The sequence below is a fragment of the Sphingobium naphthae genome (assembly GCF_043589935.1).
In the GTDB taxonomy this organism is placed as follows: Bacteria; Pseudomonadota; Alphaproteobacteria; order Sphingomonadales; family Sphingomonadaceae; genus Sphingobium; species Sphingobium naphthae_A.
In genome coordinates this window covers 1,494,190-1,517,278 of sequence record NZ_CP171454.1, presented here as the reverse complement: position 1 = coordinate 1,517,278, position 23,089 = coordinate 1,494,190, and the positions used below count along the sequence as shown (strand labels likewise).

At 65.9% G+C, this 23,089-nt stretch carries 24 protein-coding genes and 1 tRNA gene; 6 read left to right on the top strand and 19 right to left on the bottom strand.

The features are described from left to right. Positions 1–30: 30 nt before the first annotated feature. From ACGGKE_RS07480 to ACGGKE_RS07410, 15 genes are all read right to left on the bottom strand, one after another. Positions 31–603: a GNAT family N-acetyltransferase gene (locus ACGGKE_RS07480; RefSeq protein ID WP_394441618.1), complete on the bottom strand. Its 573-nt coding sequence runs from the start codon at positions 601–603 to the stop codon at positions 31–33. Positions 604–874: 271 nt separating this feature from the next. Continuing rightward, positions 875–1,144 (bottom strand): 50S ribosomal protein L27, encoded by a 270-nt coding sequence (rpmA, locus tag ACGGKE_RS07475; RefSeq protein WP_009822431.1) that lies wholly within the window; start codon positions 1,142–1,144, stop codon positions 875–877. A gap of 29 nt (positions 1,145–1,173) precedes the next feature. Beyond that, positions 1,174–1,473 carry a 50S ribosomal protein L21 gene (gene rplU / locus ACGGKE_RS07470; protein WP_228165646.1) on the bottom strand — a complete coding sequence of 100 codons (300 nt, stop codon included), beginning with the start codon at positions 1,471–1,473 and terminating at the stop codon, positions 1,174–1,176. A 123-nt stretch (positions 1,474–1,596) separates the two neighbouring features. Next, the gene (locus ACGGKE_RS07465) at positions 1,597–3,135 is read right to left on the bottom strand and encodes a cryptochrome/photolyase family protein (RefSeq protein WP_394441614.1); all 1,539 of its coding nucleotides are present in this window, start codon (positions 3,133–3,135) and stop codon (positions 1,597–1,599) included. Positions 3,136–3,201: 66 nt separating this feature from the next. Continuing rightward, positions 3,202–4,947 carry a DEAD/DEAH box helicase gene (locus ACGGKE_RS07460; protein ID WP_394441611.1) on the bottom strand — a complete coding sequence of 582 codons (1,746 nt, stop codon included), beginning with the start codon at positions 4,945–4,947 and terminating at the stop codon, positions 3,202–3,204. Between the two features lie 308 nt (positions 4,948–5,255). Then, positions 5,256–5,954, bottom strand: coding sequence for a 50S ribosomal protein L1 (gene rplA / locus ACGGKE_RS07455; RefSeq protein WP_394441608.1), 699 nt, complete (start codon positions 5,952–5,954; stop codon positions 5,256–5,258). Between the two features lie 4 nt (positions 5,955–5,958). After that, positions 5,959–6,390 (bottom strand): 50S ribosomal protein L11, encoded by a 432-nt coding sequence (gene rplK, locus ACGGKE_RS07450; RefSeq protein WP_394441605.1) that lies wholly within the window; start codon positions 6,388–6,390, stop codon positions 5,959–5,961. A 190-nt stretch (positions 6,391–6,580) separates the two neighbouring features. Beyond that, positions 6,581–7,117, bottom strand: coding sequence for a transcription termination/antitermination protein NusG (nusG, locus tag ACGGKE_RS07445; RefSeq protein WP_021226904.1), 537 nt, complete (start codon positions 7,115–7,117; stop codon positions 6,581–6,583). Positions 7,118–7,138: 21 nt separating this feature from the next. Next, positions 7,139–7,345 carry a preprotein translocase subunit SecE gene (gene secE / locus ACGGKE_RS07440; protein ID WP_228165652.1) on the bottom strand — a complete coding sequence of 69 codons (207 nt, stop codon included), beginning with the start codon at positions 7,343–7,345 and terminating at the stop codon, positions 7,139–7,141. Between the two features lie 170 nt (positions 7,346–7,515). Further along, positions 7,516–7,591: transfer RNA gene (locus ACGGKE_RS07435), tRNA-Trp, on the bottom strand. Positions 7,592–7,658: 67 nt separating this feature from the next. Further along, positions 7,659–8,570, bottom strand: coding sequence for a YihY/virulence factor BrkB family protein (locus ACGGKE_RS07430; protein WP_394441600.1), 912 nt, complete (start codon positions 8,568–8,570; stop codon positions 7,659–7,661). A gap of 90 nt (positions 8,571–8,660) precedes the next feature. Further along, on the bottom strand, positions 8,661–9,395 hold the full coding sequence (locus tag ACGGKE_RS07425; protein ID WP_394441597.1) for a FadR/GntR family transcriptional regulator: 735 nt from the start codon (positions 9,393–9,395) through the stop codon (positions 8,661–8,663). 16 nt (positions 9,396–9,411) lie between these two features. Beyond that, on the bottom strand, positions 9,412–10,335 hold the full coding sequence (locus ACGGKE_RS07420; protein WP_394441805.1) for a Gfo/Idh/MocA family protein: 924 nt from the start codon (positions 10,333–10,335) through the stop codon (positions 9,412–9,414). Beyond that, positions 10,332–11,909: an aldehyde dehydrogenase (NADP(+)) gene (locus ACGGKE_RS07415; RefSeq protein ID WP_394441594.1), complete on the bottom strand. Its 1,578-nt coding sequence runs from the start codon at positions 11,907–11,909 to the stop codon at positions 10,332–10,334. Before ACGGKE_RS07415 ends, ACGGKE_RS07420 begins: the two co-directional genes overlap by 4 nt. Positions 11,910–12,052: 143 nt before the next feature. Further along, complete coding sequence (locus ACGGKE_RS07410; RefSeq protein ID WP_394441590.1) at positions 12,053–13,855, bottom strand: IlvD/Edd family dehydratase; 1,803 nt, start codon at positions 13,853–13,855, stop codon at positions 12,053–12,055. 201 nt (positions 13,856–14,056) lie between these two features. Between ACGGKE_RS07410 and ACGGKE_RS07405 the strand changes: the two genes are divergently transcribed. Together ACGGKE_RS07405 and ACGGKE_RS07400 are read left to right on the top strand one after the other, a co-directional pair. Next, positions 14,057–15,085: a COX15/CtaA family protein gene (locus tag ACGGKE_RS07405; RefSeq protein WP_394441587.1), complete on the top strand. Its 1,029-nt coding sequence runs from the start codon at positions 14,057–14,059 to the stop codon at positions 15,083–15,085. Beyond that, a complete protein-coding gene (locus ACGGKE_RS07400) occupies positions 15,082–15,882 on the top strand; it encodes a hypothetical protein (protein WP_394441584.1) in 801 nt (266 codons plus the stop codon). Before ACGGKE_RS07405 ends, ACGGKE_RS07400 begins: the two co-directional genes overlap by 4 nt. A 6-nt stretch (positions 15,883–15,888) precedes the next feature. On the opposite strand, the gene ACGGKE_RS07395 is transcribed toward ACGGKE_RS07400, so the two are convergent. Together ACGGKE_RS07395 and ACGGKE_RS07390 are read right to left on the bottom strand one after the other, a co-directional pair. Then, positions 15,889–16,515, bottom strand: a complete 627-nt coding sequence (locus ACGGKE_RS07395) for a hypothetical protein (protein WP_394441581.1) — start codon at positions 16,513–16,515, stop codon at positions 15,889–15,891. A 65-nt stretch (positions 16,516–16,580) separates the two neighbouring features. Beyond that, complete coding sequence (locus tag ACGGKE_RS07390) at positions 16,581–18,029, bottom strand: sigma-54-dependent transcriptional regulator (RefSeq protein ID WP_394441578.1); 1,449 nt, start codon at positions 18,027–18,029, stop codon at positions 16,581–16,583. Positions 18,030–18,176: 147 nt separating this feature from the next. On the opposite strand from ACGGKE_RS07390, the gene ACGGKE_RS07385 reads away from it, so the two are divergent. The 4 genes from ACGGKE_RS07385 to ACGGKE_RS07370 all read left to right on the top strand — a co-directional run bounded on the left by ACGGKE_RS07385 (position 18,177) and on the right by ACGGKE_RS07370 (position 20,017). Further along, entirely contained in the window at positions 18,177–18,302 is a 126-nt protein-coding gene (locus ACGGKE_RS07385) for an aa3-type cytochrome c oxidase subunit IV (protein ID WP_394441575.1), read from the top strand. Positions 18,303–18,338: 36 nt separating this feature from the next. Continuing rightward, the gene (locus tag ACGGKE_RS07380) at positions 18,339–18,620 is read left to right on the top strand and encodes a hypothetical protein (RefSeq protein WP_394441572.1); all 282 of its coding nucleotides are present in this window, start codon (positions 18,339–18,341) and stop codon (positions 18,618–18,620) included. Positions 18,621–18,622: 2 nt separating this feature from the next. After that, entirely contained in the window at positions 18,623–19,252 is a 630-nt protein-coding gene (locus tag ACGGKE_RS07375; RefSeq protein WP_394441802.1) for an NAD(P)(+) transhydrogenase (Re/Si-specific) subunit beta, read from the top strand. Positions 19,253–19,324: 72 nt separating this feature from the next. Then, complete coding sequence (locus ACGGKE_RS07370; protein WP_394441569.1) at positions 19,325–20,017, top strand: aspartate/glutamate racemase family protein; 693 nt, start codon at positions 19,325–19,327, stop codon at positions 20,015–20,017. A 26-nt stretch (positions 20,018–20,043) separates the two neighbouring features. Here the strand turns inward: ACGGKE_RS07370 and ACGGKE_RS07365 are convergent, their stop codons facing one another. Together ACGGKE_RS07365 and ACGGKE_RS07360 are read right to left on the bottom strand one after the other, a co-directional pair. After that, positions 20,044–20,340, bottom strand: a complete 297-nt coding sequence (locus ACGGKE_RS07365) for an RNA-binding S4 domain-containing protein (protein ID WP_317516464.1) — start codon at positions 20,338–20,340, stop codon at positions 20,044–20,046. After that, positions 20,333–23,011 carry a helicase-related protein gene (locus ACGGKE_RS07360; RefSeq protein ID WP_394441565.1) on the bottom strand — a complete coding sequence of 893 codons (2,679 nt, stop codon included), beginning with the start codon at positions 23,009–23,011 and terminating at the stop codon, positions 20,333–20,335. Before ACGGKE_RS07360 ends, ACGGKE_RS07365 begins: the two co-directional genes overlap by 8 nt. Positions 23,012–23,089 lie beyond the last annotated feature (78 nt).

Sequence of the window (23,089 nt, the reverse complement as noted above, 5' to 3'; positions counted from 1 at the left end):
GTCAGCCGCCAACGACCTGCTTTGGCTGAGTCAGGCCGCTACGGGCAGGGCGTCGCCATAGAGGTCCATGGCCGGATCGTCGTTCATGCCGCCGCCTTCGCCTTCTTCGAAGATCAGGCAGTCGACCAGCGCATTGCGACCCAGGCTGTGCCGCTTCTGCGTTTCGCCGGTGAAGCGAAAGCCGAGCTTGCGCAGAACATTGCCCGACGCGGGATTGTCGGCGAAATGGCCGGCGCGGATGTTGCGCACGCCGCTCGCACGGGCCATGCTGACGACTGCGCGCGCGGCTTCGGTCGCAAAGCCCAGTCCCCAATAGGGTCGCGCGATCCAGTAGCCGAGTTCGGGCGCCCCATTCTGGTCGGGATGGAGGCCGCAGCCGCCGATGAGGCGCGGTGCGCCGCGCGTGCGCGTGAAGGCCAGCAGCCGCGGCATCTGCGGGTGGTGGGGCAGCGCCAGGAAAGCCTGCGCGTCCTTGATCCCATAGGGGCTGGGGACATGCGCAAGGTTGCGCAGAACGGCGGGGTCGTTGATGGCGGCGGCCAGCGCCGGGGCGTCTTCCGTCCAGCCGGGACGCAGCAGCAGCCGGGGGGTGCGGGCGAACATTCTCGTCTCTCCTCTTGTGCGCGCCGTTAGCCGCCAATGATGACGGCTTGACGACGGTTTCCTCCGGATGATTCCCCGCCCGCAAGACGCGCGAGAAGGCGTTGAGTTCCAGAGACTTGAGGGAATTTTGGAGGGGTTCTTGCCCAACGGAAAAAGGGCGCTCCCTCGCTATGGAGGAGCGCCCTTTTTCCCTCGAACTCCGGGTCAGGCCAAAGGCCGGCACACCGGAAGGATCGCCCCTGTCGAAGGACGATCCGTCATCGATCGTCCGTTATTCGGCGGCTTCGGCCATTGCGTCGACCGACACATATTTGCGGCCGAGCTTGCCGGTGTGGAATACCACCTTGCCTTCGCCGAGCGCGAAGAGGGTGTGATCCTTGCCCATGCCGACATTGCGGCCCGGATAAACGCGGGTGCCGCGCTGGCGAATGATGATGTTGCCGCCGATCACGTCCTGACCGCCGAACTTCTTCACGCCAAGGCGCTTCGACTCCGAATCGCGACCGTTGCGCGACGAACCGCCAGCTTTCTTATGTGCCATGACCTAAACTCCTTGAATTCTCAGTTGGCTCAGGCGCCGATCGACACGATCTTCAGGATCGTGTGATTCTGGCGGTGGCCATTCTTGCGGCGATAATTGTGGCGGCGGCGCTTCTTGAAGACGATGACCTTCTCGCCCTTGGCCTGCGCGATGATTTCGGCCGCGACGGTCAGCTTGGCGGTGTCCTTCAGGTCGCCGTTTTCGCCGGCCAGCAGGACGTCGTCCAGCGTGACCTTGTCGCCGGCTTCGCCAGCCAGCTTTTCAACGACGATCTTGTCTCCGGCGGCGACGCGATACTGCTTGCCGCCCGTGCGCACGATAGCGAACATGGCTTGTCTCTTCTCGTTCAAATCTGCTTTACGCAGATCATCGAGGAGAAATCCTGTCGACCCGCGCGGGAATGTGGCCCGTTAGTGGAATGACTCGCTGCTGTCAACTAAGCGGCGCCGGTTTCACGCCAGATCGTCGAGGAAATTTGCCGCCTGCATGCGCGTCGCCTCGCGATCGGCCGGCTTCATCTTGTCCCAGGTGCGATAGGCCATGGCCATGCGCGGATTGCGCGCCAGCCGGCGTTCGTTGCGGGCGATGAAATCCCAGTAGAGCGCGTTGAAGGGGCAGGCATCCTCGCCGACGCGCTTCTTCACGTCATAGCGGCATCGCTCGCAATAATCTGACATGCGGTTGATATAGGCACCGCCCGCGGCATAGGGCTTGCTGCCGAGCAGGCCACCATCGGCGAACAGCGCCATGCCCAGCGTGTTGGGCATTTCCACCCACTCATAGGCGTCGGCATAGACTTCCAGATACCAGATATGCACCTGATGCGGCGCGATCCCGGCGATCAGGGCGAAGTTGCCGGTGATCATCAGCCGCTGGATATGATGCGCATAGCCATGGTCGATGGTCTGGCCGATCGCCTGGGCCAGGCAATGCATGTCGGTCTCGCCGGTCCAGTAGAAGCCCGGCAGGTCGCGCTTCGCCTCCAGCGCGTTGCGCGCGCCATAGTCCGGCCCTTCGTGCCAGTAGACGCCGCGTATATATTCGCGCCAGCCGATGATCTGGCGAATGAAGCCTTCGGCGCAGTTGAGCGGCACCTTGCCGGCGCGATAGCGCCTGTCGACCTCCTGGCAGAGCGCCAGCGGATCGAGCAGCCCGGCGTTGAGATAGGGCGAGAGGATCGAATGCCACAGAAAGGGCTCGTCGGTCAGCATCGCGTCCTGATAGTCGCCGAAGCGAGGCAGGGCCTCGTCGAGAAATTGCCTTTGCTGGTGCAGCGCCTCCTCATGCATCGCGGCGAAGTGGAAATGATCGAGGCTGCCGATATGGTCGGAAAAGCGCTCCGCCACCATGTCGAGCACGTCGCGGGTGATCGCGTCGGGCCGGAAACGGATCGGCTGCGGCATCAGCAGGTCGCGGCCGGGCGCCGGCTTGCGATTGTCCGCATCGAAATTCCATTGGCCACCTTCGGGTCCGCCATCCTCGTCCAGCAGCAGCCCTGTCTTGCGGCGCATGTCGCGGTAGAAATATTCCATGCGCAGCTGCTTGCGGGCGGCCGCCCATGTGTCGAATTCGGCATGGGAGCAAAGGAAGCGGTCATCTTCATGGATGGTGACGGCTATGGCAAAGCGCGTGTCCCAGCTTTCCAGCATGGCGCGCACGCGCCATTCGCCCGCTTCGGTGACATGGATGGCGCGCGACCTGTGCCGCTCCACCGCACGCGCGACTTCGCCGGTGAAGCTGCCGCTATTGTCAGGCGCGTCCAGCTTCACATAGTCGACCGTCCAGCCAAGGTCGCGCAGCCGCTGCGCATGATGGCGCATGGCGGACAGGATGAAGGCGATCTTGGCCTTGTGATGCTTCACATAGGTCGTCTCGTCGGTGACCTCCATCATCAGGACGATGCTGTCCTTCTTGTCCGCAGCGCGCAAGGCGGCGATGTCAGGCGTCAGCTGGTCGCCCAGGACGGGAATGAGCAAAGGGCCGTCGGTCATTCGGATGGAATGATCGACGGCCCTTCAATATCCCTGCCTGCCCCAAGGGGCATGTCTGCGCGTGGCTTAGCGGCCGCGCGGCGGACCCTTTCGCCCGCCCTTGAAAGGACGAGGCGCATAGCCGCCGGGGCGAGGGCCCCGGTCATTGCCGCGCGGTCCGCGATCATTGGGACGACCCCCCGCGCGCTTGTGCTCGCGCGCCTGATCACGAGGCGCGCCTTCGACCATTTCGAACGCCACATCCGCGCCTTCGTCATTGGCTTCGCCCGTGCGCTTGAGCGCGGAGGTGAAGCGGCTGACGATCGCCTTGGGAATTTCGAACATGGTTTCATTGGCGGCGATGCGGATCGCGCCGATATCCTGGCGCGACACATGGCCGCGGCGGCAGATCAGCGGCAGGATCCAGCGCGGATCGGCATTCTGCCGGCGGCCGATGTCCATCCGGAACCATTGCGTGTCCTCAAAGCCCGGACGCGGCCCGTCATTACGGGCGGGCGCCTCGCTGCGGTCCAGCAGTTCCTCGGGCGCCGGGAGCGCGGCGCGGGCGCTCTTGACCAGCATCGCGGCGATTTCTTTGGCAGACTTTTCGGCCAGCAGCTCGGCGCCCAGCGCCCAGTCGGCCTCGTCCAGTTCCGCCTTTTCCATCAGCGTGGCGCGCAGCCGGGCATTGTCCTGCTCCAGGATCGCTTCCTTGCTGGGCGGGGTGCCCCATTCGACCGGGATCTTCGCCCCACGCAGCATCGATTCGACGCGGCGGCGGCGGGGATAGGGGACGATGAGGACGGCGGTGCCCTTCTTGCCGGCACGCCCCGTGCGGCCCGAGCGGTGCTGCATCGTTTCCGCGTCACGGGGCAGTTCGACGTGCACGACTAGGCTGAGCGAGGGCAAGTCGATGCCGCGCGCGGCGACGTCGGTGGCGACGCAGACGCGGGCGCGCTTGTCGCGCAGCGCCTGCAGCGCATGGTTGCGCTCATTCTGGCTATGCTCGCCCGACAAGGCCACGGCCGCAAAGCCGCGCTCGGTAAGGCTCGAATGCAGATGGCGGACATTGTCGCGCGTGGCGCAGAACAGGATGGCTGTTTCCGCTTCATGATAACGCAGCAGGTTCACCACGGCATTTTCGATGTCGGACGGCGCGACCGTCACCGCCTGGTAGCTGATGTCGCCATGGCCGCGCTCTTCCGACATGGTCGAAATGCGCAGCGCGTCCTTCTGGTACCGCTTGGCCATCGCCACGATGGGCTTGGGCATGGTGGCGGAAAAGAGCAGCGTGCGCCGATCTTCGGGCGCGCTGTCCAGGATCGCTTCCAGATCCTCGCGAAAGCCCATGTCGAGCATCTCGTCCGCTTCGTCCAGCACCACCGAGCGCACGGCCGACAGGTCCAGCGCGCCGCGTTCCAGATGGTCGCGCAGGCGGCCGGGCGTGCCGACGACGATATGCGCGCCATGGCTGAGGTTGCGGCGCTCCTTGGCCGCGTCCATCCCGCCCACGCAGGTGGCGATGCGGGCGCGCGCGGCGCCATAAAGCCATTCCAGCTCGCGGCTGACCTGCAGCGCCAGTTCGCGCGTCGGTGCGATCACCAGCGCCAGCGGCAGGCCCGCAACGGGCAGGCGCTCCGCTTCGCCCAGCAATTCGCCCGCCATGGCCAGGCCGAAGGCGACGGTCTTGCCGGAACCAGTCTGCGCCGACACCAGGAGGTCGCGGCCATGCGCTTCCTTCTGCGTGACTTCGCTCTGGACCGGAGTCAGTGCTTCATAGCCCTTGGCGACGAGCGCCTGGGACAGGAGGGCGGGGAGAGTTTCAAAAGCCATATTCTTGTTTTCCATCGGTAAAAAGCGACCCGCCATTCCCGACGGATACGAAAGACCGTTCATGCTTCCGGATCGGAAGCCCAGGGGTCGGTCGCGCCCCTGGTTCCAAAATCCTCCCCCGCAGGGGGAGGGGGACCGCCGCCGCAGGCGGTGGTGGAGGGGTGTCCCCCTGTCGAGGGTGTGACACCCCTCCGTCAGCACTTCGTGCTGCCACCTCCCCTTTCAGGGGAGGATATTTCCAAAATAAGAAGGCCGCCTTCCCCCGCTAGGGGGGGAAGGCGGCCCCTTTATCTTTTATTCGGCGAAAATCAGACCGAGGCGACTTCCGCCACATCGACCTTCACGCCCGGGCCCATCGACGAGGACAGGGCGATCTTGCGGACATATTTGCCCTTCGAACCCGACGGCTTCGCCTTGACGATCGCGTCGACGAAGGCGTCGAAATTCTTGCGCAGATCTTCGGCGGCGAAGCTCGCCTTGCCGAGGCCCGCATGGATGATCCCGGCCTTTTCGACGCGGAATTCGATCTGACCACCCTTGGCGGCCTTCACGGCTTCAGCGACGTTCGGCGTGACGGTGCCCAGCTTCGGGTTCGGCATCAGGCCCTTGGGACCCAGAACCTTACCCAGGCGACCGACCAGACCCATCATGTCGGGCGTGGCGATGACGCGCTGGAAGTCGATGTTGCCGGCCTGAATCGATTCGAGCAGGTCTTCGGCGCCCACGACGTCGGCGCCGGCGTCGAGCGCGGCCTGTGCCTTGTCATTGCGGGCGAACACGGCGACGCGCACGTCCTTGCCGGTGCCGGCGGGCAGGGTGACGACGCCACGGACCATCTGGTCGGCGTGACGCGGGTCCACGCCCAGGTTGATCGCGATCTCGACGCTTTCGTCGAACTTGGCGGTCGCATGGGTCTTGATCAGGCCCAGCGCCTCATCGACGCCGTGCAGCTTTTCCTTGTCAATGGCAGCGGCCAGGGCCTTCGCCTTCTTCGTCAGCTTTGCCATGGTCTTAGCCCTCCACCACGTCGAGGCCCATCGCGCGAGCGGAGCCTTCGATGATCTTCGTTGCAGCGTCGATGTCGTTCGCGTTGAGGTCAGGCATCTTGACCTGAGCGATCTCGGCGAGCTGGGTGCGGGTGATCTTGCCGGCGACGGCCTTGCCCGGCTCCTTCGAGCCCGACTTCAGGTTGATCGCCTTCTTGATCAGATAGGTGGCCGGCGGCATCTTCGTGACGAAGCTGAACGAACGGTCCGCATAGACGGTAATGATGGTCGGCAGGGGCGTGCCCTTGTCCATCTTGTCCGTCGAGGCGTTGAACGCCTTGCAGAATTCCATGATGTTCACGCCGCGCTGACCCAGGGCAGGGCCGATCGGCGGCGAGGGGTTGGCGGCTCCAGCGGGCACCTGGAGCTTGATATAGCCCGTAATCTTCTTGGCCATTTTCACTCACTCTGTTGCTGGACGCGCCCGAAGGTGCGCCCAATTCAAGTTTAGCGGTTCAGACAGCGGACTTGAAATCCGCCTCCCGCACGATGTCCCTTGAATGTCATCCCGGCAGAGGCCGGGCTCTCAGGCCGCAAGGGGCAGCCTGAAACCATACGACCCCAGCTTTCGCCGGGGAGGCGCATGTTTATTTCGACAGTTCGACCTGTTCGAAATCCAGTTCGACCGGGGTGGCGCGGCCGAAGATCGACACCGACACCTTGACCCGGTTCTTTTCGAAATCCAGTTCCTCGACCACGCCGTTGAAGCTGGCGAAGGGGCCGTCCAGCACCTTGACGCTGTCGCCGATCTCGTAATCGACATTGACCTTGTGCTTGGGCGCGGCCTCGGCTTCCTTCTGCGCGCCGAAATAGCGTGCGGCCTCGCTCTCGCTGATCGCCTGCGGCTTGCCCGACGAACCCAGGAATCCGGTCACCTTGGGCGTGTTCTTCACCAGGTGATAGATGTCATCGTTCATGCTCAGCTTGGCGAGGACATAGCCGGGCATGAACTTGCGCTCGACCTGGACCTTCTTGCCGCGCTTGACTTCGGTCACCGTCTCGGTGGGCACCTCGACCTGCTCGACCAGCTGGGAAAGGCCCATGCGCTCGGCTTCGGCCAGGATGGATTCCTTGACCTTGCTTTCGAAGCCCGAATAGGCGTGGATGATGTACCAGCGCGCCATGTTGCTTTTCTATACTCCCAATCAGGCCTGACCGGCCGCAAGACCCAGCAGCCACTGGACGATCGCGCCGAAGAAGGTGTCGATGCCAAAGAAGAAGAGGCCCAGCAGCGACGTCATGATCACCACCATCACGCCAGTCATGACCGTTTCGCGGCCGGTGGGCCACACGATCTTCGACGCTTCGGTCTTCACCTGATTGACGAATTCGCCGGGGGAAACCTTCGCCATCGCCTGCCTTCTCAACTTCGTATCAACGCCAATTCGCGAAGCAACAGTCCGCCCTCCCGATCCCGCCTGTTCCAGCGTCCGGGGGTGCGGCCGCATGCTCCGCGACCTTGTTTCGCCTGCGCACTTAGCCGCGATCCCTTTGGTTTTCAAGGGATCGCGGCCAGTTCGCTTGGCAGGAGTGGAGGGACTCGAACCCCCGGCATTCGGTTTTGGAGACCGACGCTCTACCAGCTGAGCTACACTCCTGTGCCGGCGAAGGAGGGCGCTTTAGCGTGGCGGGGCAGGGAGGGCAAGCGCGTTTATTGCGATGGCCTCATCGCGCTTCGGGCTCGTCAATCTGCGTGTCCGCGCTGGTCTGGCGCTCGGCTTCCTGGTTGAGCTGCGCGCCGAGCAGGACCACATAGGCCGAGACATAGAGCCACAGCTGCAGAACGACGACCGCGCCGAGCGACCCATAGGTCTCGTTGTAATTTCCGAATTCGGAAACATAGAAGGACACGCCCAGCGTCGCGAGCAGCCACAGGATGGTCGCGGTGATGGAGCCGGCGGTCAGCCAGCGCCAGCGCGCCTTGCGGCGGTGCGGCCCGAAGCGGTAGATGAGCGCGAAGATCAGGCTGGCGAACATGCCAGCGAGGATCCAGGTAATGGCTTTGGTTGCGAAGATGGCGATCGGTCCCCAGCCGCCGGTCAGCGCCTCCAGAAAGCCGATGACGGACGCTGTCAGGACACCGACCACGACAACCAGCACCGCAGAGAAAGTGATGCCGAGCGAAACGCGGTAGAAGGAGAAGATCGACCGGGCTTCCGTTTCCTCATAAATGATGTTGAGCGCCTCGATCGTCGCCGACGATGCGCGCGTCGCGCCATAGACCGCGAAGGCGAGGGCGATGAGCAGGCCAAAGCCGACGGCCGGCTTGGTCGTGGTGACGATCGCCATCAGCTGGTCGAAGATCAGCTTGGCCGCTTCCCTGGGCACGACGGTGATGAGCGAACGGACATTTTCCGCGACGAGCTGCGGATCGCCGATCAGGCCATAGGTCAGGACAACGGCCAGCAACAGCGGCGCGATTGATAGAAAGGCGTAATAAGCCACGGCGGCCGACAACAGGCTGAGATGATTGGCGGAGGTCTTGCCGTAGACGCGCTTGAGAACTTCCCACCAGCCGCGGGGCGGTATCTTCCATGGCGCATCGACATGCACCTGCTGCGCGACGGTATCGGTCATTGCTATCCCCTGCTGGCCCTCAATGGGAAGCAAGCGCGCGAACCGGAAGGCTGGTTCCCATGTCTTGACGTCAACAAGGGCGCGACGGGGTCATTCCGACAGGGCGATGTCCATGTCCGCCAGCGCCAGGCGCAGCAATTCGGCCATGGCGTTGCGCGCGGCGGCGGTGTCGCGCGCGGCGATGGCGCGATGCACCGCCTGGTGGTCGGGCAGGGGATCGCGCGGCAGCAGCTTCTTGCGATGTTTGAAGGTGGTGGTCCAGCTGACCGCGGCGCCGACCGAACTGGCGAGCGCGGCGAGCGCATCATTATGCGCGGCGGCCAGGATGGCGTGATGGAAACGCTGGTCGGCGGCGCGGCCTTCGGGCGTGGAGAGGCCGTAGCGGCTCATTTCCGCCAGCGCGGCATCCATGACCGCCAGCTGTTCCTCGGTGCGGCGGCGCGCGGCAAATTCGGCGGCGGCGGGCTCGATGACGCCGCGCAGTTCGAACAGGTCGCGGATGAAGTCCCGGTCTGGCTCGCCGGCGAACATCCAGGCGAGCATTTCTGGATCGAGCACATTCCAGCGCGCGCGGGGCAGCACGCGGGTTCCCGCCTTGGGCCGGCTTTCCAGCATACCCTTGGCGATCAGGATGCGCACGGCCTCCCGATAGGCAGTGCGCGATACGCCCAGCCGCTCGGCCGCCTCTATCTCGCCTTCGAACAGGTCGCCGGGCTTGTGCCTGCCGGCCAGGATGGCGGTGCCCAGGTCGCGGGCGATCGCCTGATGGATGCGGAGCGCGCCTTCGTCGGTCCCGAACCGGCCCTCCTGTCGCGCGCTCCCCATGGCTTTTCCCTTTATGTCAGTCCTCGAACGCAGCCGTAGGACAATGGCGCCCGCAAAGGAAGGCGTCCGCCACCAATCGCAGCGGCGCTGTGTCGGCATCGACGGAGCGGGTTTCCACCAGATCGACGAAGCGCCGATACATGGATGGATATTCCTCGTCCGGCGCCTTCATCTGCACTTCGCCATCGAGCCGCAGCGTGTTGCCACCTTCCGACAGAAGCAGGCTGCCCCTGTCGGTTTCGACGGCGATGTCCCAGGTCTGCGGACCGGTCTGGCGCCAGTCGAACACGGTGTCGATCGCTGCGCCCGACGCCGTCGCCAGGCGGAGCGTCGCGCCGATCGGCGCCTGCTTGTTGGACGGCACTTCCAGTTCCGCCGACAGGACGGTGATCGGCTCGCCAACAATCTCGGTCAGGATCGACAGGGCGTTTATGCCCGGATCGAACACGCCAAAGCCGCCCGCTTCCCAGATCCAGGGCTGGCCGGGATGCCAGTGGCGGACATCCTCGCGCCACTGAATGTCGATCCGCTCGACCTTGCGCTCGGCGATCCAGGCCTTGGCCTGCGCCACCGCGGCGGCGTAGCGGCTGTGCCAGCTGGCATAGAGGGCGACGCCCTGGCGCCGGGCCAGGGCGATCAGCGCCTCGACTTCGGATACCGTCGCGCCCGGCGGCTTTTCCAGGAACACATGCTTGCCCGCCAGCAGCGCCTGGCGGGCCGCCGCATAACGAACCTGCGGCGGCTGGCAGAGGATAACGGCGTCGAGATCGGGCTCGCCCGCCAGCATTGCGCCGAGATCGGGGTAGTTGTTCACCCCTTCCCCCTGCGCGTTGCGGCTGGCGACCGCGACCAGCGCGATGCCGTCGATCTTCTCGATCGCCGGCAGATGCTGGTCGCGCGCGATCTTGCCAAGGCCGACGAGACCGGCCCGGATCATCAGGCGGCCACTTCCAGCTTGCCTTCGACGCGGCGCGTCAGGCCCCAGGGATTGGCGTCCTGCAGCGCGGGCGGCAGCAGCGCTTGCGGAACGTCCTGATAGCAAACGGGGCGCAGGAAGCGCATCATCGCCAGCGTGCCGACCGAGGTCGAACGCCCGTCGGCGGTCGAGGGGAAGGGACCGCCGTGGACCATGGCGTGCGTCACTTCGACGCCGGTGGGCCAACCATTGGTCAGGATGCGGCCAACCTTGCGCGACAGGGTCGGCAGCAGCTTGGCGGCATCATCCTCATCACCTTCGCCGATCTGCAGCGTGGCGGTCAGCTGACCTTCCAGCCCTGCGATCGTCGCGACGATTTCCTCGATGCTGGAGCAGCGGATGAGAACCGAGGACGAACCAAACACTTCTTCGGCGAGCACGGGGTTGGACTTGAAGGTCGCGCTGTCGGTCGAGAAGAAGGCGGCCTGGCCACGATTGACGCCTTCGGGATCGGTCCCGCGAGCAACGGTGGTGACGCCGTCGGCGCTAGCCAGCGCAGCAACGCCCTTTTCATAGGCTTCGTGGATGCCCGGCGTCAGCATGACCTGAGGGGCGGCGCCCGACAGAGCGCTGGCGGCGGCGGCGACGAAGCTGTCGAGGTCCGGGCCGTCGAGCGCGATCACCAGGCCCGGATTGGTGCAGAACTGGCCCGAACCCATGGTCAGCGAACCGACGAAGGCGGCGCCCATGGCTTCGGCGCGATCAGCAAGCGCACCGGGCAGCAGGACGACCGGGTTGATCGACGACATTTCGGCATAGACCGGGATAGGCTCGGGGCGTTCCGCAGCGATCTTCATGAGCGCCGTGCCGCCGCCGCGCGATCCGGTAAAACCCACCGCCTTGATGCGCGGATCCGCGACCAATGCGCCACCCAGGGCGCGATCGGCGCCTGGCAGGTAGGAGAAGACGCCTTCATGCAGGCCGCAGCTCTTGACCGCCGCCTGAATGGCGCGTGCGACCAGTTCACCGGTGCCCGGATGCGCGCTATGACCCTTGACGACGACCGGCGAACCGGCGGCGAAGGCCGCAGCGGTGTCGCCGCCCGCTACCGAGAAGGCCAGAGGGAAGTTGGACGCGCCGAACACGGCAACCGGTCCGACCGAATGGTTGACGCGGCGCAGGTCCGCGCGCGGCAGCGGCTGACGCTCCGGCATCGCCTTGTCGATGGTGGCGTCGAGCCAGTCGCCCAGGCGCACATAGCTGGCGAAGAGGCGCAACTGGCCCACGGTGCGGCCACGCTCGCCCTCCAGGCGGGCGCGCGGCAGACCGGTTTCGGCCATGGCGGTTTCGATCAGCAGGTCGCCGATGCCCATGATGTTGTCGGCGACAGTCTCAAGGAAGGTCGCGCGCGCATCGGGCGAGAGGGTGGAAAAGCTTTCGAAAGCGGCGTCAGCCAGCTTGGTGGCTTCCTCCACTTCGGCGGGCATGGCGCTCGAGAAGGCGACATCGCCCTTTTCGCCCGTGGCCGGGTTGATGGCGTGGAAAGGCTGGCCGCCGGTGCGCTCGCTCGCGCCGATGAGGATGGCTCCGTTGAACATGGGCTGTCTCCTGATGGGATCAAAGGGGCTGGCTAGACGAGCGCGCCGCATCGGTAGAAGATGATTTTGCGGCGGTCGTGATGCGAAACAGGATGGAAGGGGACGGCGACGCAGATGGCAAGCCGCCGTCCCACTTTCAATGATCAGTGATTGTCGCGCGGCAGGCCCTTGGTCTGGGCGATGCGCTGATATTTCTCCGCGCCTTCCAAAATGGCGCCGGTGTTCATCTGGCCGACGACCGAGCGCTGGATTTCCTGCCACGGCGTCTGCGAAGCGGGATAGGGGTAGCCGCCCGCAGCCTCCAGCTTCGCGCGGCGCGCAGCCAGTTCCTCGTCGGAAATGAGGACGTTCACCTCTCCCTTGTTGAGGTCCATGCGGACGCGGTCGCCGGTTTCCAGCAGCGCCAGGCCGCCCATCGCGGCTGCTTCGGGCGAGGCGTTGAGGATCGAGGGGCTGCCTGACGTGCCCGACTGGCGGCCATCGCCGATGCAGGGCAAGGCGGAAATGCCTTCGGTGATCAGATAGGCAGGCGGGCGCATGTTCACGACTTCGGCCGCGCCGGGATAGCCGATCGGTCCGGCGCCGCGCATGAACATCAGCGTGTCCGGCGTGATGCCCACTGCCGGATCGTCGATGCGATGATGATAATCCTCCGGCCCGTCGAACACGACCGCCGGGCCTTCAAAGGCGTTGGGATCATCGGGGTTGGACAGGTAGCGTTCGCGGAATTCCTGGCTGATGACGCTGGTTTTCATGATCGCGGCATCGAACAGATTGCCCGACAGCACCAGGAAGCCGGCTTCCTCCTTGATCGGCTGGGCGAAGGGGCGGATGACCTTTTCATCCTCGATCTCCACGCCTCGGCAGTTATCGCCGATGGTCCTGCCATTGACGGTCATCGCGCCTTCGCGGATCAGCCCCTGTTCGATCAGCTGGCTGATGACGGCGGGCAGGCCGCCGGCGCGGTAATAATCCTCGCCCAGATATTCGCCGGCCGGCTGCATGTTGACCAGCAGCGGCACCTTGTGGCCCACCGTCTCCCAATCCTTGAGCGGCAGATCGACGCCCATGTGGCGGGCGATCGCGGCCAGGTGGATCGGCGCGTTGGTCGAACCGCCGATCGCCGAGTTGGCGACGATGGCGTTGTGGAACGCGTCGAGCGTCATGATGTCGGAGGGCTTCAGATCCTCATGCACCATTTCCACGATGCGCTTGCCGGTGTGATAGGCGGCTTCCTGACGATCACGATAGGGAGCGGGAATCGCCGCCGTGCCTGGCAGCATCATGCCGAGCGCTTCGGCCAGCGCATTCATGGTGCTGGCGGTGCCCATGGTGTTGCAGAAACCGGTGGATGGCGCCGAAGAGGCAACGAGCTTGATGAAGCCTTCATCGTCGATCTTGCCAGCGGCGAGCAGCTGGCGGCCGTGCCAGACGATCGTGCCCGATCCGGTGCGCTCGCCTTTATGCCAGCCATTGAGCATCGGGCCGACCGACAGGGCGATCGCCGGGATATTGACGGTGGCCGCCGCCATCAGCAGCGCGGGCGTGGTCTTGTCGCAGCCCGTGGTCAGGATCACGCCGTCGAGCGGATAGCCGTACAGCGCCTCGACAAGGCCGAGATAGGTGAGGTTGCGGTCAAGCCCGGCGGTCGGGCGCTTGCCGGTTTCCTGTATCGGATGCACCGGGAATTCGATGGCGATGCCGCCCATTTCGCGAATGCCCTCGCGCATGCGCTCGGCCAGCACGATGTGATGGCGGTTGCAGGGCGACAGGTCGCTGCCGGTTTGGGCGATGCCGATGATCGGCTTGCCGCTGCGCAGTTCCTCAAGGGACAGGCCGAAATTCAGATAGCGCTCCAGATAGAGCGAGGTCATGTCGATATTGTCGGGGTTGTCGAACCAGGCGCGGCTGCGCAGCTTCGGGGCGGACTTGGTCGAATCGCTCATTGGGCATCCTGACGAAAGAGGCGGGGCGCGTTATGCGCGCTCGCAGCCTCGATATACTCAGACAAATAGGAATTCAAGTTGGCACGCGCAGGGGACGTCGATTTCTCTACGCGCACGGCCTGGGTCGATCGCCGAAGGCTCAGAGCCTGTTGTTCACGGGTTGTCCTTGAATATGACAGAGTGGAAGCGCATGGAACGGCGATGACGATCATGCCCCACCGCTCGGCGCCGCGCGCCATCGCTCGCTGGTTGCTCATCGTGGCGGCGCTCGTCTTTTGCATGGTGGTGGTCGGCGGCATCACGCGCCTGACCGAATCAGGGCTGTCGATCACTCAGTGGAAGCCGATCAGCGGCGCCATCCCGCCCCTGACGCACGACCAGTGGATGGAGGCGTTCCGCCTGTACCAGCAAATTCCGGAATATCGGGAGATCAACCGGGGCATGAGCCTGTCCCAGTTCCAGTTCATCTTTTTCTGGGAATGGGTGCATCGGCTGCTCGGGCGACTGATCGGGGTCGCCTTCGCGCTGCCGCTGCTGTGGTTCGCCTGGAAGCGGGCGATCCCGAAGGGTTATGGCTGGCGGCTGACGGCCTTGCTCGCGCTTGGCGGACTGCAGGGCGCGATCGGCTGGTGGATGGTCGAATCCGGCCTGTCGGAGCGCACCGACGTCAGCCATTATCGCCTGGCGGTGCACCTGCTGACGGCGCTGTTCATCATGGGCGGGCTGATCTGGACCGCGCTCGACCTGCGCGCGTTGGCCCGCCACCCCGGCGCGCGCCCGGCGCGATTGCGACCCTTCGCGCTGGCCGTGCTGCTGGCGCTGCTAGTGCAGCTGATGTTCGGCGCCTTCACCGCCGGGCTGGACGCAGGCTATGTGTCCAACAGCTGGCCGCTCATGAACGATCATCTGGTGCCCGAAGGCATCAGCTGGGGTGGCTCGCTTTGGGCAACGCTGTCGTCCGATCCTTATCTCGTCCATTTCATCCACCGCTGGTGGGCCTGGGCCGCGGCCCTGCTGCTGGTGCTGCTGGCGCGGCGGGCGAAGCGCGCCGGCCAGCGCGGCGCATCAATCGCGCTCCATGCGGCGGTGGGCACGCAGATCATCCTGGGCATCGCGACGGTGCTCACCGGCATCGCCCTGCCGCTGGCGGTGCTGCACCAGGCGGTCGGCGCGCTGGTCGTCGGGGCCGCCGCCTGGGCCGCGCATGCGGCGGGGCGGCAGCGCCTGTGATCGCGATACGCGGGGCCCTGCCGCTGTTGATAGCGGTCGCCGCACAACCGGCCGCAGCGGAGCGGATCGCCATCCCCTTCGCGCCGCCGCTGGGGCAAGGGCTGGCCTATGATATCGACCAGCATCGTCCCGTCGCCGGGCGGGAGAGCCGGTTCAGCGCGCATCGGACGCTGCGCTTCGAACGAGCGGAGGACGGCTATCGGCTTCATGCGATACTGGAGTCGCTGGACAGCGATGCGCCGGAGGCGGCGGCTGCGTCCTTCCGCGCGGCGCTGACCCCGCTGATCGGGGTTGCGCTGCGCTTTCGCCTGGATGGGCAGGGCAAGATCGTCGGCCTGGACGATGATGAAGCCATATGGACTGCCGTCGAGGAGGGGCTGGAGCGGATGATGGCGCATTTCGCCGCCGACACGCCGCGCCATCGCGCCGCGCAATCGGTCAAGACGCTGTTCGCCGGCCTCTCACGCGAAGGGCGGCTGGCGCTGCTGGCCGGAGAATATCAGCCCTTGCTGCTGTTTGCGGCGGGCGAGATCGAAGATGGGCCGCATGGCCGTGGCGTCAGGACGATGGCGGGGTCGCCGCTCGGCCGGCCGGTGCCGGTCGAAGGCGTCCTGGCGCTGCGTCAGCGGACGAGCGACAGCCTGTCGCTGACCGAAACGCTAAGCGGAGAAGGCGTGCAGGTGTGCATGGACTATGCCCTTTCGCCCCGCACTGGCCTGGTCGCTCGCCAGGCTCGCAGATTAACCGTGGGAGAGCGGACGCTGACCGAGGAGCGAGTGCTGCGCCCGGCGCCCTGAAGCGGATCAGGGCTTGGCGGCGTTGTCGGCCGGAGCGGAGGCTCCAGCCTGCTCGGCGCCATCGCGCGGCACGAACACGCGCAGGCTGTCGAGCAGCTTTTCGGCGATGCTCTGATATTGTTCGCTCAGCATTTCGGGATAGACGAAGGTCGCGGTGACGATCGACCCGTCCGGCTGCCGGAGCAGGCGCACGGCGACATTATTGCCTTCGCCGTCATTGGCGGTCCCGCGATATTCATTGTCGCCGATGAAGTCGCCATCGACGCCTTCCGCGCCGCTGCTCAGCGCCTCGACGATCTGCTGCAGCGTCTGGTCGTCGTCATTCTTCTGCCAGAAGACGCGCACGTCCGCGCCTGCGCCGGGATCTTCATAGACGACGCCATCATCGTTGCTCGCGCCCTTGTCCATCACCCATCCTTCGGGAAGGGTGACGGAAAAGCCGCGATCCAGGTTCACATAGTTCCGGCTGTCAGCTGTTTCGTCGACCTGCAGGTTGGAAATGGCGTTGGCGGCCGCGGCATTGGCGGCGGCGGCCAGTTCCTCCTGGCTTGGCATGTCGGCGACCGGCTCGGTCCGGCCGCATGCGGCGAGCAGCAGGAGGGGCAGGCAGGCGGCGAGCGGTGCATGTTTCATGCCCCGTTCCAAAGCATAGCCGCGCGCGGATTTCAACGGCGCAGCATGTGCGATCGACGACAGGTTCAGGCGGCGCTGTCGATGCCCAGTTCGGCCAGCTTGCGATAGAGGGTCGAACGGCCGATCCCGAGCCGCCGCGCCACTTCGGTCATGCGCCCGCGATAATGGCCGATCGCGAGCCGGATCACATCCGCTTCGATTTCGGCCAGCTGGCGGACATGGCCGTCCAGTTCGAACAGGGTGATGCCCGCGCCATCGCGATGCGGCTGGTTGATCGCGCGCACCCGCGGCGTCACCCGATCAATCATATCGCCGGCGCGGATCTGCGCCGCGATCTGCGGGAAATCCTGCGGCGTCAGCGCGTCGCCCTCGCACAGCACGGCGGCGCGGAACAGCGCATTTTGCAGCTGCCGGACATTGCCCGGCCAGGGATGCTGCATCAGCAGCGAGAGCGCGTCGTCGGTCAGGCCCAGGCTGCGCAGGCCAGGCTGGCCGGCGATGCGGGCGAGCAAGTGACGGCAGAGCGCGGGTATGTCGCCCATCCGCTCACGCAGCGGCGGCACGGTCAGTTGCACGACATTAAGCCGATAATAGAGATCCTCGCGGAAGCGGCCGGCTTCGATTTCCTCGCTCAATCGCTTGTTGGTGGCGGCAATCACGCGAACATCGACATGCACGGGGCGGCGCGCGCCGATCGGCTGCACTTCGCCATCCTGCAGCACGCGCAACAGCTTGACCTGCGCATCGAGCGGCATTTCGCTGACTTCATCAAGGAAGATCGTGCCCATGTCGGCGGCGACGAACTTGCCGACATGGCGGTCGAACGCGCCGGTGAAGGCGCCGCGTTCATGGCCGAACAGCTCCGATTCGACCAGGTTGGCCGGGATGGCGCCGCAATTGACGGTCACCATCGCCTGCTTGTGGCGCGGGGAAGCGGCATGGATTGCGCGCGCGATGACATCCTTGCCGACGCCGCTTTCGCCTTCGATCAGCACGGGCACGCGCGCGCGCGCCGCCTTGGCGGCGATGGCAAGGGCGGCGCGGAACTGCGGCGCGGAGCCGACCACATCCTCGAACGACAGCGGAGCGGTGATCTTCTCCGTCAGCGGGCGCAATTCGCCAGCGGCTGCCCCGTCGGCCAGCGTTGCGTTGAGCGCGGCGAGCAGCCGTTCAGGCGCGATCGGCTTCGACAAATAATCGGTCGCGCCGGCGCGCATCGCCTCCACCGCAACCGCTACATTATTGTGCGCGGTGAGGATCAGGATGGGCAGGGCGGGACGACGGGCGCGAATGTCGCGGATCAGGCCTGACGGCTGATAGTCCGGGCTCCATTGATCGAGGATGACGGCATCCAGTTGCATGCCATCCTGCGTACCCAGCATGGCAATCGCCGTTTCGCCGTCGGCCGCGAAGATGGTGCGCCATCCCGCGCGAGACGCGAGGGCCGACACCAGCCGGCGCTGGGCCGGCTCATCGTCGATCAGCATCACTATGGGTACGCCGTCGCGCGCCATTCCAACCCCTCGTCTTGATCAGGGGTCGGACCCTAGACGCCGGCGGTAAAGGCCGGCTTAACCGCGGCTGATTTTTGCGCGGGCGGTTGAGAGCGGCCCGGGGACGGGATAAGAGAAGCGTCAATTCGTCAGAAAGGGGATGATCGCATGGCGTCGGACGGGAATATGAAGAGCGCGAACCAGACCTATCACAGCTTCGTGGGGCTGATGAAATGGGGAACGATCGCCAGCGTCGCCGTCGCGGCCGTCGTGGTGCTGCTGATCGCCAGTTGAGGGCGGCAGCCTGTCCGAACATGCAGGCGGCGTGACATGATCGCCCCGTTGTCGCTGCTCCTTATCGCGCCGCCGACCCTTGCGGCATTGCTGCTGGTCCGCGCTGCCATGCCGCGCTGGCGGCCTGCCATGGTCATGCTGCTCTGCGCCATGTCCGCCGTGCCGCTCGCCGGCGCGTGGATCGTCGCTGCCGAAGTGGGCGGTGCCTGGCCCAAATTGCTGAGCCTTTCGGCGATCCTGCTGGGCAGCATCGCGCTGGTGGCGGGGTTCGGGCTGGTCGAACGCGCCTTGGGCGGATCGAAGGATGATCCGGCGTGACGATGCTTTCGCCAGTGGCGATGCTCGCCTGGACCGGCGCGGTGTCGCTGTTTTTGCTGGCGCTTCGCACCTGGTCGGACGAGCGTGCGGCGCGTCGGTGCGCGCGCATGGGCCTGGCGGGGATGATGCTCGCCATGGGCGCGGCGCTCTACACGCATGATGTCGTCAGCCTGCCTGAAATGCTGAGCATGGCGGCCCTGGGCAGCGGCATCGGCTATCTGATCGCGCGCCGGGCGCCGATGTGGTCGGCATGGCCCATAATAACGCTGCTGCAGGCGATGATCGGCGCGGCGCTGCTGCTGACGGCGTTCGCCATAGACGGCAATGCCATCGCCTTCGCCATGCTGACGCCGGATGATGCGCGGCTCACCGGGACAAGCATGGCGCTGCTTGGCCTCTCCAAGGCATGCGGGGCGATCGTCCTGCTGGGATCGTTGCTGCTGTGCCGGGCAATGGTCGGGGCACGGGCTGGCGTGGAGAGGTGGCTGGCGCTGCTGGCGAGCCTGTCCGGGTGGGGCGGGGTTGCGATCGCGCTGCTGCTGGGCGAGGCGGGGCTCGCCGGGATGAGCGGCATCGTGGGCGCCGGCGGACTGGTGCTCGGCCTGTTGTTGCGCCCGGCGAAAACCGATTAAGCCTTTGACGCGCGCCGAGGGCTTCCCTTAACCCTTGGCCGATTGCATGACACTTTGGGGGCAAGACGATATATGCGTAAACTCGGCCTGATCGGTGGTCTCAGCTGGACCTCGACCGCCCGCTATTATGAGATCATCAACAAGGCGGTGCAGCGCACGCTCGGCGGGCAGCATAGCGCGCCACTGCTGATCGAGAGCCTGGATTTCGCCGCCGTCGCCAGCTGCGTCAGTGATGACGACTGGGATTGCGCGGCGACTCAGCTGATCGATGCTGCGCGCCGCCTGGAAGCGGCCGGTGCGGGCGCGCTGCTGATCTGCGCCAATTCCATGCACCGCGTCTATGACAGGGTACAGGCGGCTGTCGGCATTCCCATCATCCATATCGCCGACCAGGTGGGCAGGGCGATGCAGGCCGATGGCGTGGAGAAAGCAGCCCTGCTCGGCACACGACGCGTGATGGTCGAGAAATTCTATCGCCAGCGGCTGGTGGCCCATGGCGTGTCGCTGCTGCCCCCCGACATGGAACTGGCCGAGCGGATCGACCGGATCTTTTACGAGGAACTGACCATCGGCCGGATCAACCGCGAATCGCAGCGGTTCATGAAGTCGGAACTGACCGACATCGCCAAGCAGGACGTGCAGGCGGTGGTGCTGGCCTGCACCGAACTGGAGATGATCGTCGATGTGAAGGCCAATGTGCTGCCCATCTATGACTGCACCAGCATCCATGCGCAGGCCGGCGTCGAGTTCATTCTGGGATCGTAGCGCGTGAGAGGGTTGGGGCGGCGACGTCAGTCGCCCACTGTCAGCTCCTCATAACAGGCTTGCGCTTCGGGGGCGGGGCCGCGTCGGGCCGGCAGCGCCAGCACCCGCACCACGCGCACCCCGCCGGGATGAGGGAAGGTGATGAGGTCGCCTGTCCGCACCGGCGCATGGGCGCGGTCGATGCGTCGGCCATTGAGGCGCATATGCCCGTCTTCGGCCAGCTTTTGCGCGATCGACCGGCTTTTCGACAGGCGCGCGAACCAGAGATATTTGTCGATGCGCAGGCTGGGGCCGTGACCGGCGCCTGCGACCGGGTCAGCCATTGCGGCCCAGCAGGTCGGCGAGGCCCGCGAAGGCGTTATTGGCGGGGGCTGGGGTCGCGCCGCTGCTGGCGGGCCGCGTCGCATCCTTCGAACGCGACTTGCCGCCGCCGCCTGGCTTGGGCCCGCGCCCGCGCTGCGCCTGCGGCCGATCGCCGCGCGCCTTCTGCCGGCCCTTGAACGCCCAGTTCGCGCCGCTCGGCGCGGGTGCTTCAGCGCCTTCCTCGACAGGAGCGGGCGGCGGCGTTTCGACCGGGCGGAAGCCGGCGGCGCGCATCAGCTGCAGGAATGATTCTTCGGTGAGGCCCAGCGACACGATCTGCGGACTGAGCGCGGTGAAGGGCTCGTTCTTGGCGATCGTTTCATGCGCCGTGCGGGCCATGCGCTCGGCCATGTCGATGCGCAGCATCTGCTCGCCAAAGCCGCGGAAGCCCGCGATGCGCGCGCCCATCTGCGCGGGACGCTCGCCTGCAGGGATCAGGGTGAGGCCGGGCCCCGGCAGCGGCAGGCAAGGCTTGGCGATGCGCGCGGCGAGCAGCGCCGAGCGCCAGCGCGCGGCGCCCGGCTTCAACAAGCCGGGATGATAGATGTCGAGCACGCCGATATCGATGCCCGCCTTGCGCAGCAGATGGCGCTGCTCCTTTTCCAGATGGCCGAGAGCCGGATCGAGATCGGTCCGCGCCATCACCCCGCCGGCGTCCGCCAGCTGAGCGAACACCGCGCGCACGACAGCGGGCACGGCCGGATCGGCGGCGCTCTCGCTCATCTTGACCAGCGGGAGCAGATGCTTCTGCTTCTGCGCGTCGAACCAGGCCGCCAGCCGGGTGACGATCTGCTTCTGCACATCCTGGCCCAGCGCCAGCAGCGCGCGATCGAGCCGGATTTCCGGCGTCAGCAATGTCGGCCCGGCCAGCAGCGCCGCCACCGGCGTTTCGCCCCAGGCGATGCCGGGCGCCTGTCCCGCTTCGTCCAGCAGCGCGAAATCCGCATCCGTCGCAGCAACCAGTTCGTCAGCCTTCACTCGCAATACCTTTCCAAGGCGCCGTTCCGCGGCCGCCAACAGCATCTTTCGGTCTTGATGCCGCGTAGCGGGATCGACCGAGAATCGGAAGCCGTCAAGTCGTCCGATCATTTCTCCATCGACACAGACGCTGCCATCGGGCTCCACCGTCACCGGCAGGTTGCTGGCATTCTGGCCGATGTCGCGCAACAGGACGGAGGTGCGGCGATCGACGAAACGTTGGGTGAGCGCCGCGTGCAGCGCGTCGGACAGCTTTTCCTCCAGCGCGCGTGTCCGCTCGGCCATCTCGCCCGGATGCGCCAGCCAATCGGCGCGATGCGCGATATAAGACCAAGTGCGCGCCGCCGCGATCCGGCCGGACAAGGTCGCGATGTCGCCCTGCACCGAATCGAGTCGCGCAATCTGCTGCGCGAACCAGTCGCGCGGGATATGCCCGCTGCCTTCCGAGAGGAAACGCCAGATCCGCGACACCAGCCGGGCATGATGTTCCGCGCCCAGCTTCTGGAAATCGGGCAGGCCCGATGCCGCCCAGAGTCGTTCGACCTGGCGCTTGCCTCTCGTCCGCTCGATCACCAGGGGATCGTCGGCCAGCCGCCGCAGCACGGCCAGATCGACCGCTTCGGGCGCGGCGCGCAGTTCGGGGTGCTGCGGCTTCTGCTCCAGATCATGCAGCAGATGCTCCAGCCGATCGGTGCGCGGCGTCCCGTCGCGCCAGAAGAGCTGCTCGAGCGGCGGAAAGCGGTGCGCCTCAATCGCTTCGATCTCCTCGGGCGTGAAGGCGGCATCGCCATCCTCATGGCCCAAGCTGCCGAACGTGCCGTCCTTGTGGTGGCGTCCCGCGCGGCCTGCGATCTGCGCCATCTCGCTGACGGTCAGTCGGCGGCTGCGGCGCCCGTCAAACTTACGCAGCGACGCGAAGGCGACATGCGCCACGTCGAGGTTGAGGCCCATGCCGATGGCGTCGGTCGCGACCAGATAATCGACATCGCCGTTGAGGAACATCTGCACCTGCGCGTTGCGGGTGCGGGGGGAAAGGGCGCCCATCACCACCGCAGCGCCGCCCCGGAAACGGCGCAGCATTTCGGCCACGGCATAGACTTCCTCGGCGGAGAAGGCGACGATGGCGGAGCGGCGCGGCAAGCGCGACAGCTTCTTGGCGCCCGCATAGCTGAGGGTGGAAAAGCGCGGTCGGCCGATGATCTCCACATCGGGGACCAGCGCCTTCACCACCCGGCTGATGCTGGCCGATCCCAGGATCATCGTCTCCTCGCGCCCGCGCGCGCGCAGCAGCCGATCGGTGAAGATATGGCCGCGCTCCGGATCGGCGCCCAGTTGCGCTTCGTCCAGCGCGACGAAGGCGAAATCCTCCTTGGGACCCGCTTCGCGCCCGCCCGCCATCGGCATGGATTCGGCGGTGCAGAGGAAATAGCGGGCACCGGGCGGGACGATCTTCTCCTCCCCGGTGACGAGCGCGACCTGTTCCGGCCCCTTGATCGCCACCACCCGGTCATACACCTCGCGCGCGAGCAGGCGCAGCGGGAAGCCCATCATGCCGCTGGAATGGCCGCACATGCGCTCGACCGCCAGATGCGTCTTGCCGGTATTGGTTGGCCCGAGAACGGCAGTGACGGGTGATCGGGCAAAGGAAACCATGATCCCGCCTATGTCGGGCATGGGGCGGCCAGGGGCAAGGGCAAAGGGGGGGCTCCGGCTCGCTTCGTCCGGTTCATT

What these genes read in the sequence shown, in the direction of transcription:
- ACGGKE_RS07480 (WP_394441618.1), bottom strand. Translation starts at nt 603, where the DNA reads ATGTTCGCCCGCACCCCCCGGCTGCTGCTGCGTCCCGGCTGGACGGAA.
- rpmA (WP_009822431.1), bottom strand. Translation starts at nt 1,144, where the DNA reads ATGGCACATAAGAAAGCTGGCGGTTCGTCGCGCAACGGTCGCGATTCG.
- rplU (WP_228165646.1), bottom strand. Translation starts at nt 1,473, where the DNA reads ATGTTCGCTATCGTGCGCACGGGCGGCAAGCAGTATCGCGTCGCCGCC.
- ACGGKE_RS07465 (WP_394441614.1), bottom strand. Translation starts at nt 3,135, where the DNA reads ATGACCGACGGCCCTTTGCTCATTCCCGTCCTGGGCGACCAGCTGACG.
- ACGGKE_RS07460 (WP_394441611.1), bottom strand. Translation starts at nt 4,947, where the DNA reads ATGGCTTTTGAAACTCTCCCCGCCCTCCTGTCCCAGGCGCTCGTCGCC.
- rplA (WP_394441608.1), bottom strand. Translation starts at nt 5,954, where the DNA reads ATGGCAAAGCTGACGAAGAAGGCGAAGGCCCTGGCCGCTGCCATTGAC.
- rplK (WP_394441605.1), bottom strand. Translation starts at nt 6,390, where the DNA reads ATGGCCAAGAAGATTACGGGCTATATCAAGCTCCAGGTGCCCGCTGGA.
- nusG (WP_021226904.1), bottom strand. Translation starts at nt 7,117, where the DNA reads ATGGCGCGCTGGTACATCATCCACGCCTATTCGGGCTTCGAAAGCAAG.
- secE (WP_228165652.1), bottom strand. Translation starts at nt 7,345, where the DNA reads ATGGCGAAGGTTTCCCCCGGCGAATTCGTCAATCAGGTGAAGACCGAA.
- ACGGKE_RS07430 (WP_394441600.1), bottom strand. Translation starts at nt 8,570, where the DNA reads ATGACCGATACCGTCGCGCAGCAGGTGCATGTCGATGCGCCATGGAAG.
- ACGGKE_RS07425 (WP_394441597.1), bottom strand. Translation starts at nt 9,395, where the DNA reads ATGGGGAGCGCGCGACAGGAGGGCCGGTTCGGGACCGACGAAGGCGCG.
- ACGGKE_RS07415 (WP_394441594.1), bottom strand. Translation starts at nt 11,909, where the DNA reads ATGTTCAACGGAGCCATCCTCATCGGCGCGAGCGAGCGCACCGGCGGC.
- ACGGKE_RS07410 (WP_394441590.1), bottom strand. Translation starts at nt 13,855, where the DNA reads ATGAGCGATTCGACCAAGTCCGCCCCGAAGCTGCGCAGCCGCGCCTGG.
- ACGGKE_RS07405 (WP_394441587.1), top strand. Translation starts at nt 14,057, where the DNA reads ATGACGATCATGCCCCACCGCTCGGCGCCGCGCGCCATCGCTCGCTGG.
- ACGGKE_RS07395 (WP_394441581.1), bottom strand. Translation starts at nt 16,515, where the DNA reads ATGAAACATGCACCGCTCGCCGCCTGCCTGCCCCTCCTGCTGCTCGCC.
- ACGGKE_RS07390 (WP_394441578.1), bottom strand. Translation starts at nt 18,029, where the DNA reads ATGGCGCGCGACGGCGTACCCATAGTGATGCTGATCGACGATGAGCCG.
- ACGGKE_RS07385 (WP_394441575.1), top strand. Translation starts at nt 18,177, where the DNA reads ATGGCGTCGGACGGGAATATGAAGAGCGCGAACCAGACCTATCACAGC.
- ACGGKE_RS07380 (WP_394441572.1), top strand. Translation starts at nt 18,339, where the DNA reads ATGATCGCCCCGTTGTCGCTGCTCCTTATCGCGCCGCCGACCCTTGCG.
- ACGGKE_RS07375 (WP_394441802.1), top strand. Translation starts at nt 18,623, where the DNA reads ATGCTTTCGCCAGTGGCGATGCTCGCCTGGACCGGCGCGGTGTCGCTG.
- ACGGKE_RS07370 (WP_394441569.1), top strand. Translation starts at nt 19,325, where the DNA reads ATGCGTAAACTCGGCCTGATCGGTGGTCTCAGCTGGACCTCGACCGCC.
- ACGGKE_RS07365 (WP_317516464.1), bottom strand. Translation starts at nt 20,340, where the DNA reads ATGGCTGACCCGGTCGCAGGCGCCGGTCACGGCCCCAGCCTGCGCATC.
- ACGGKE_RS07360 (WP_394441565.1), bottom strand. Translation starts at nt 23,011, where the DNA reads ATGGTTTCCTTTGCCCGATCACCCGTCACTGCCGTTCTCGGGCCAACC.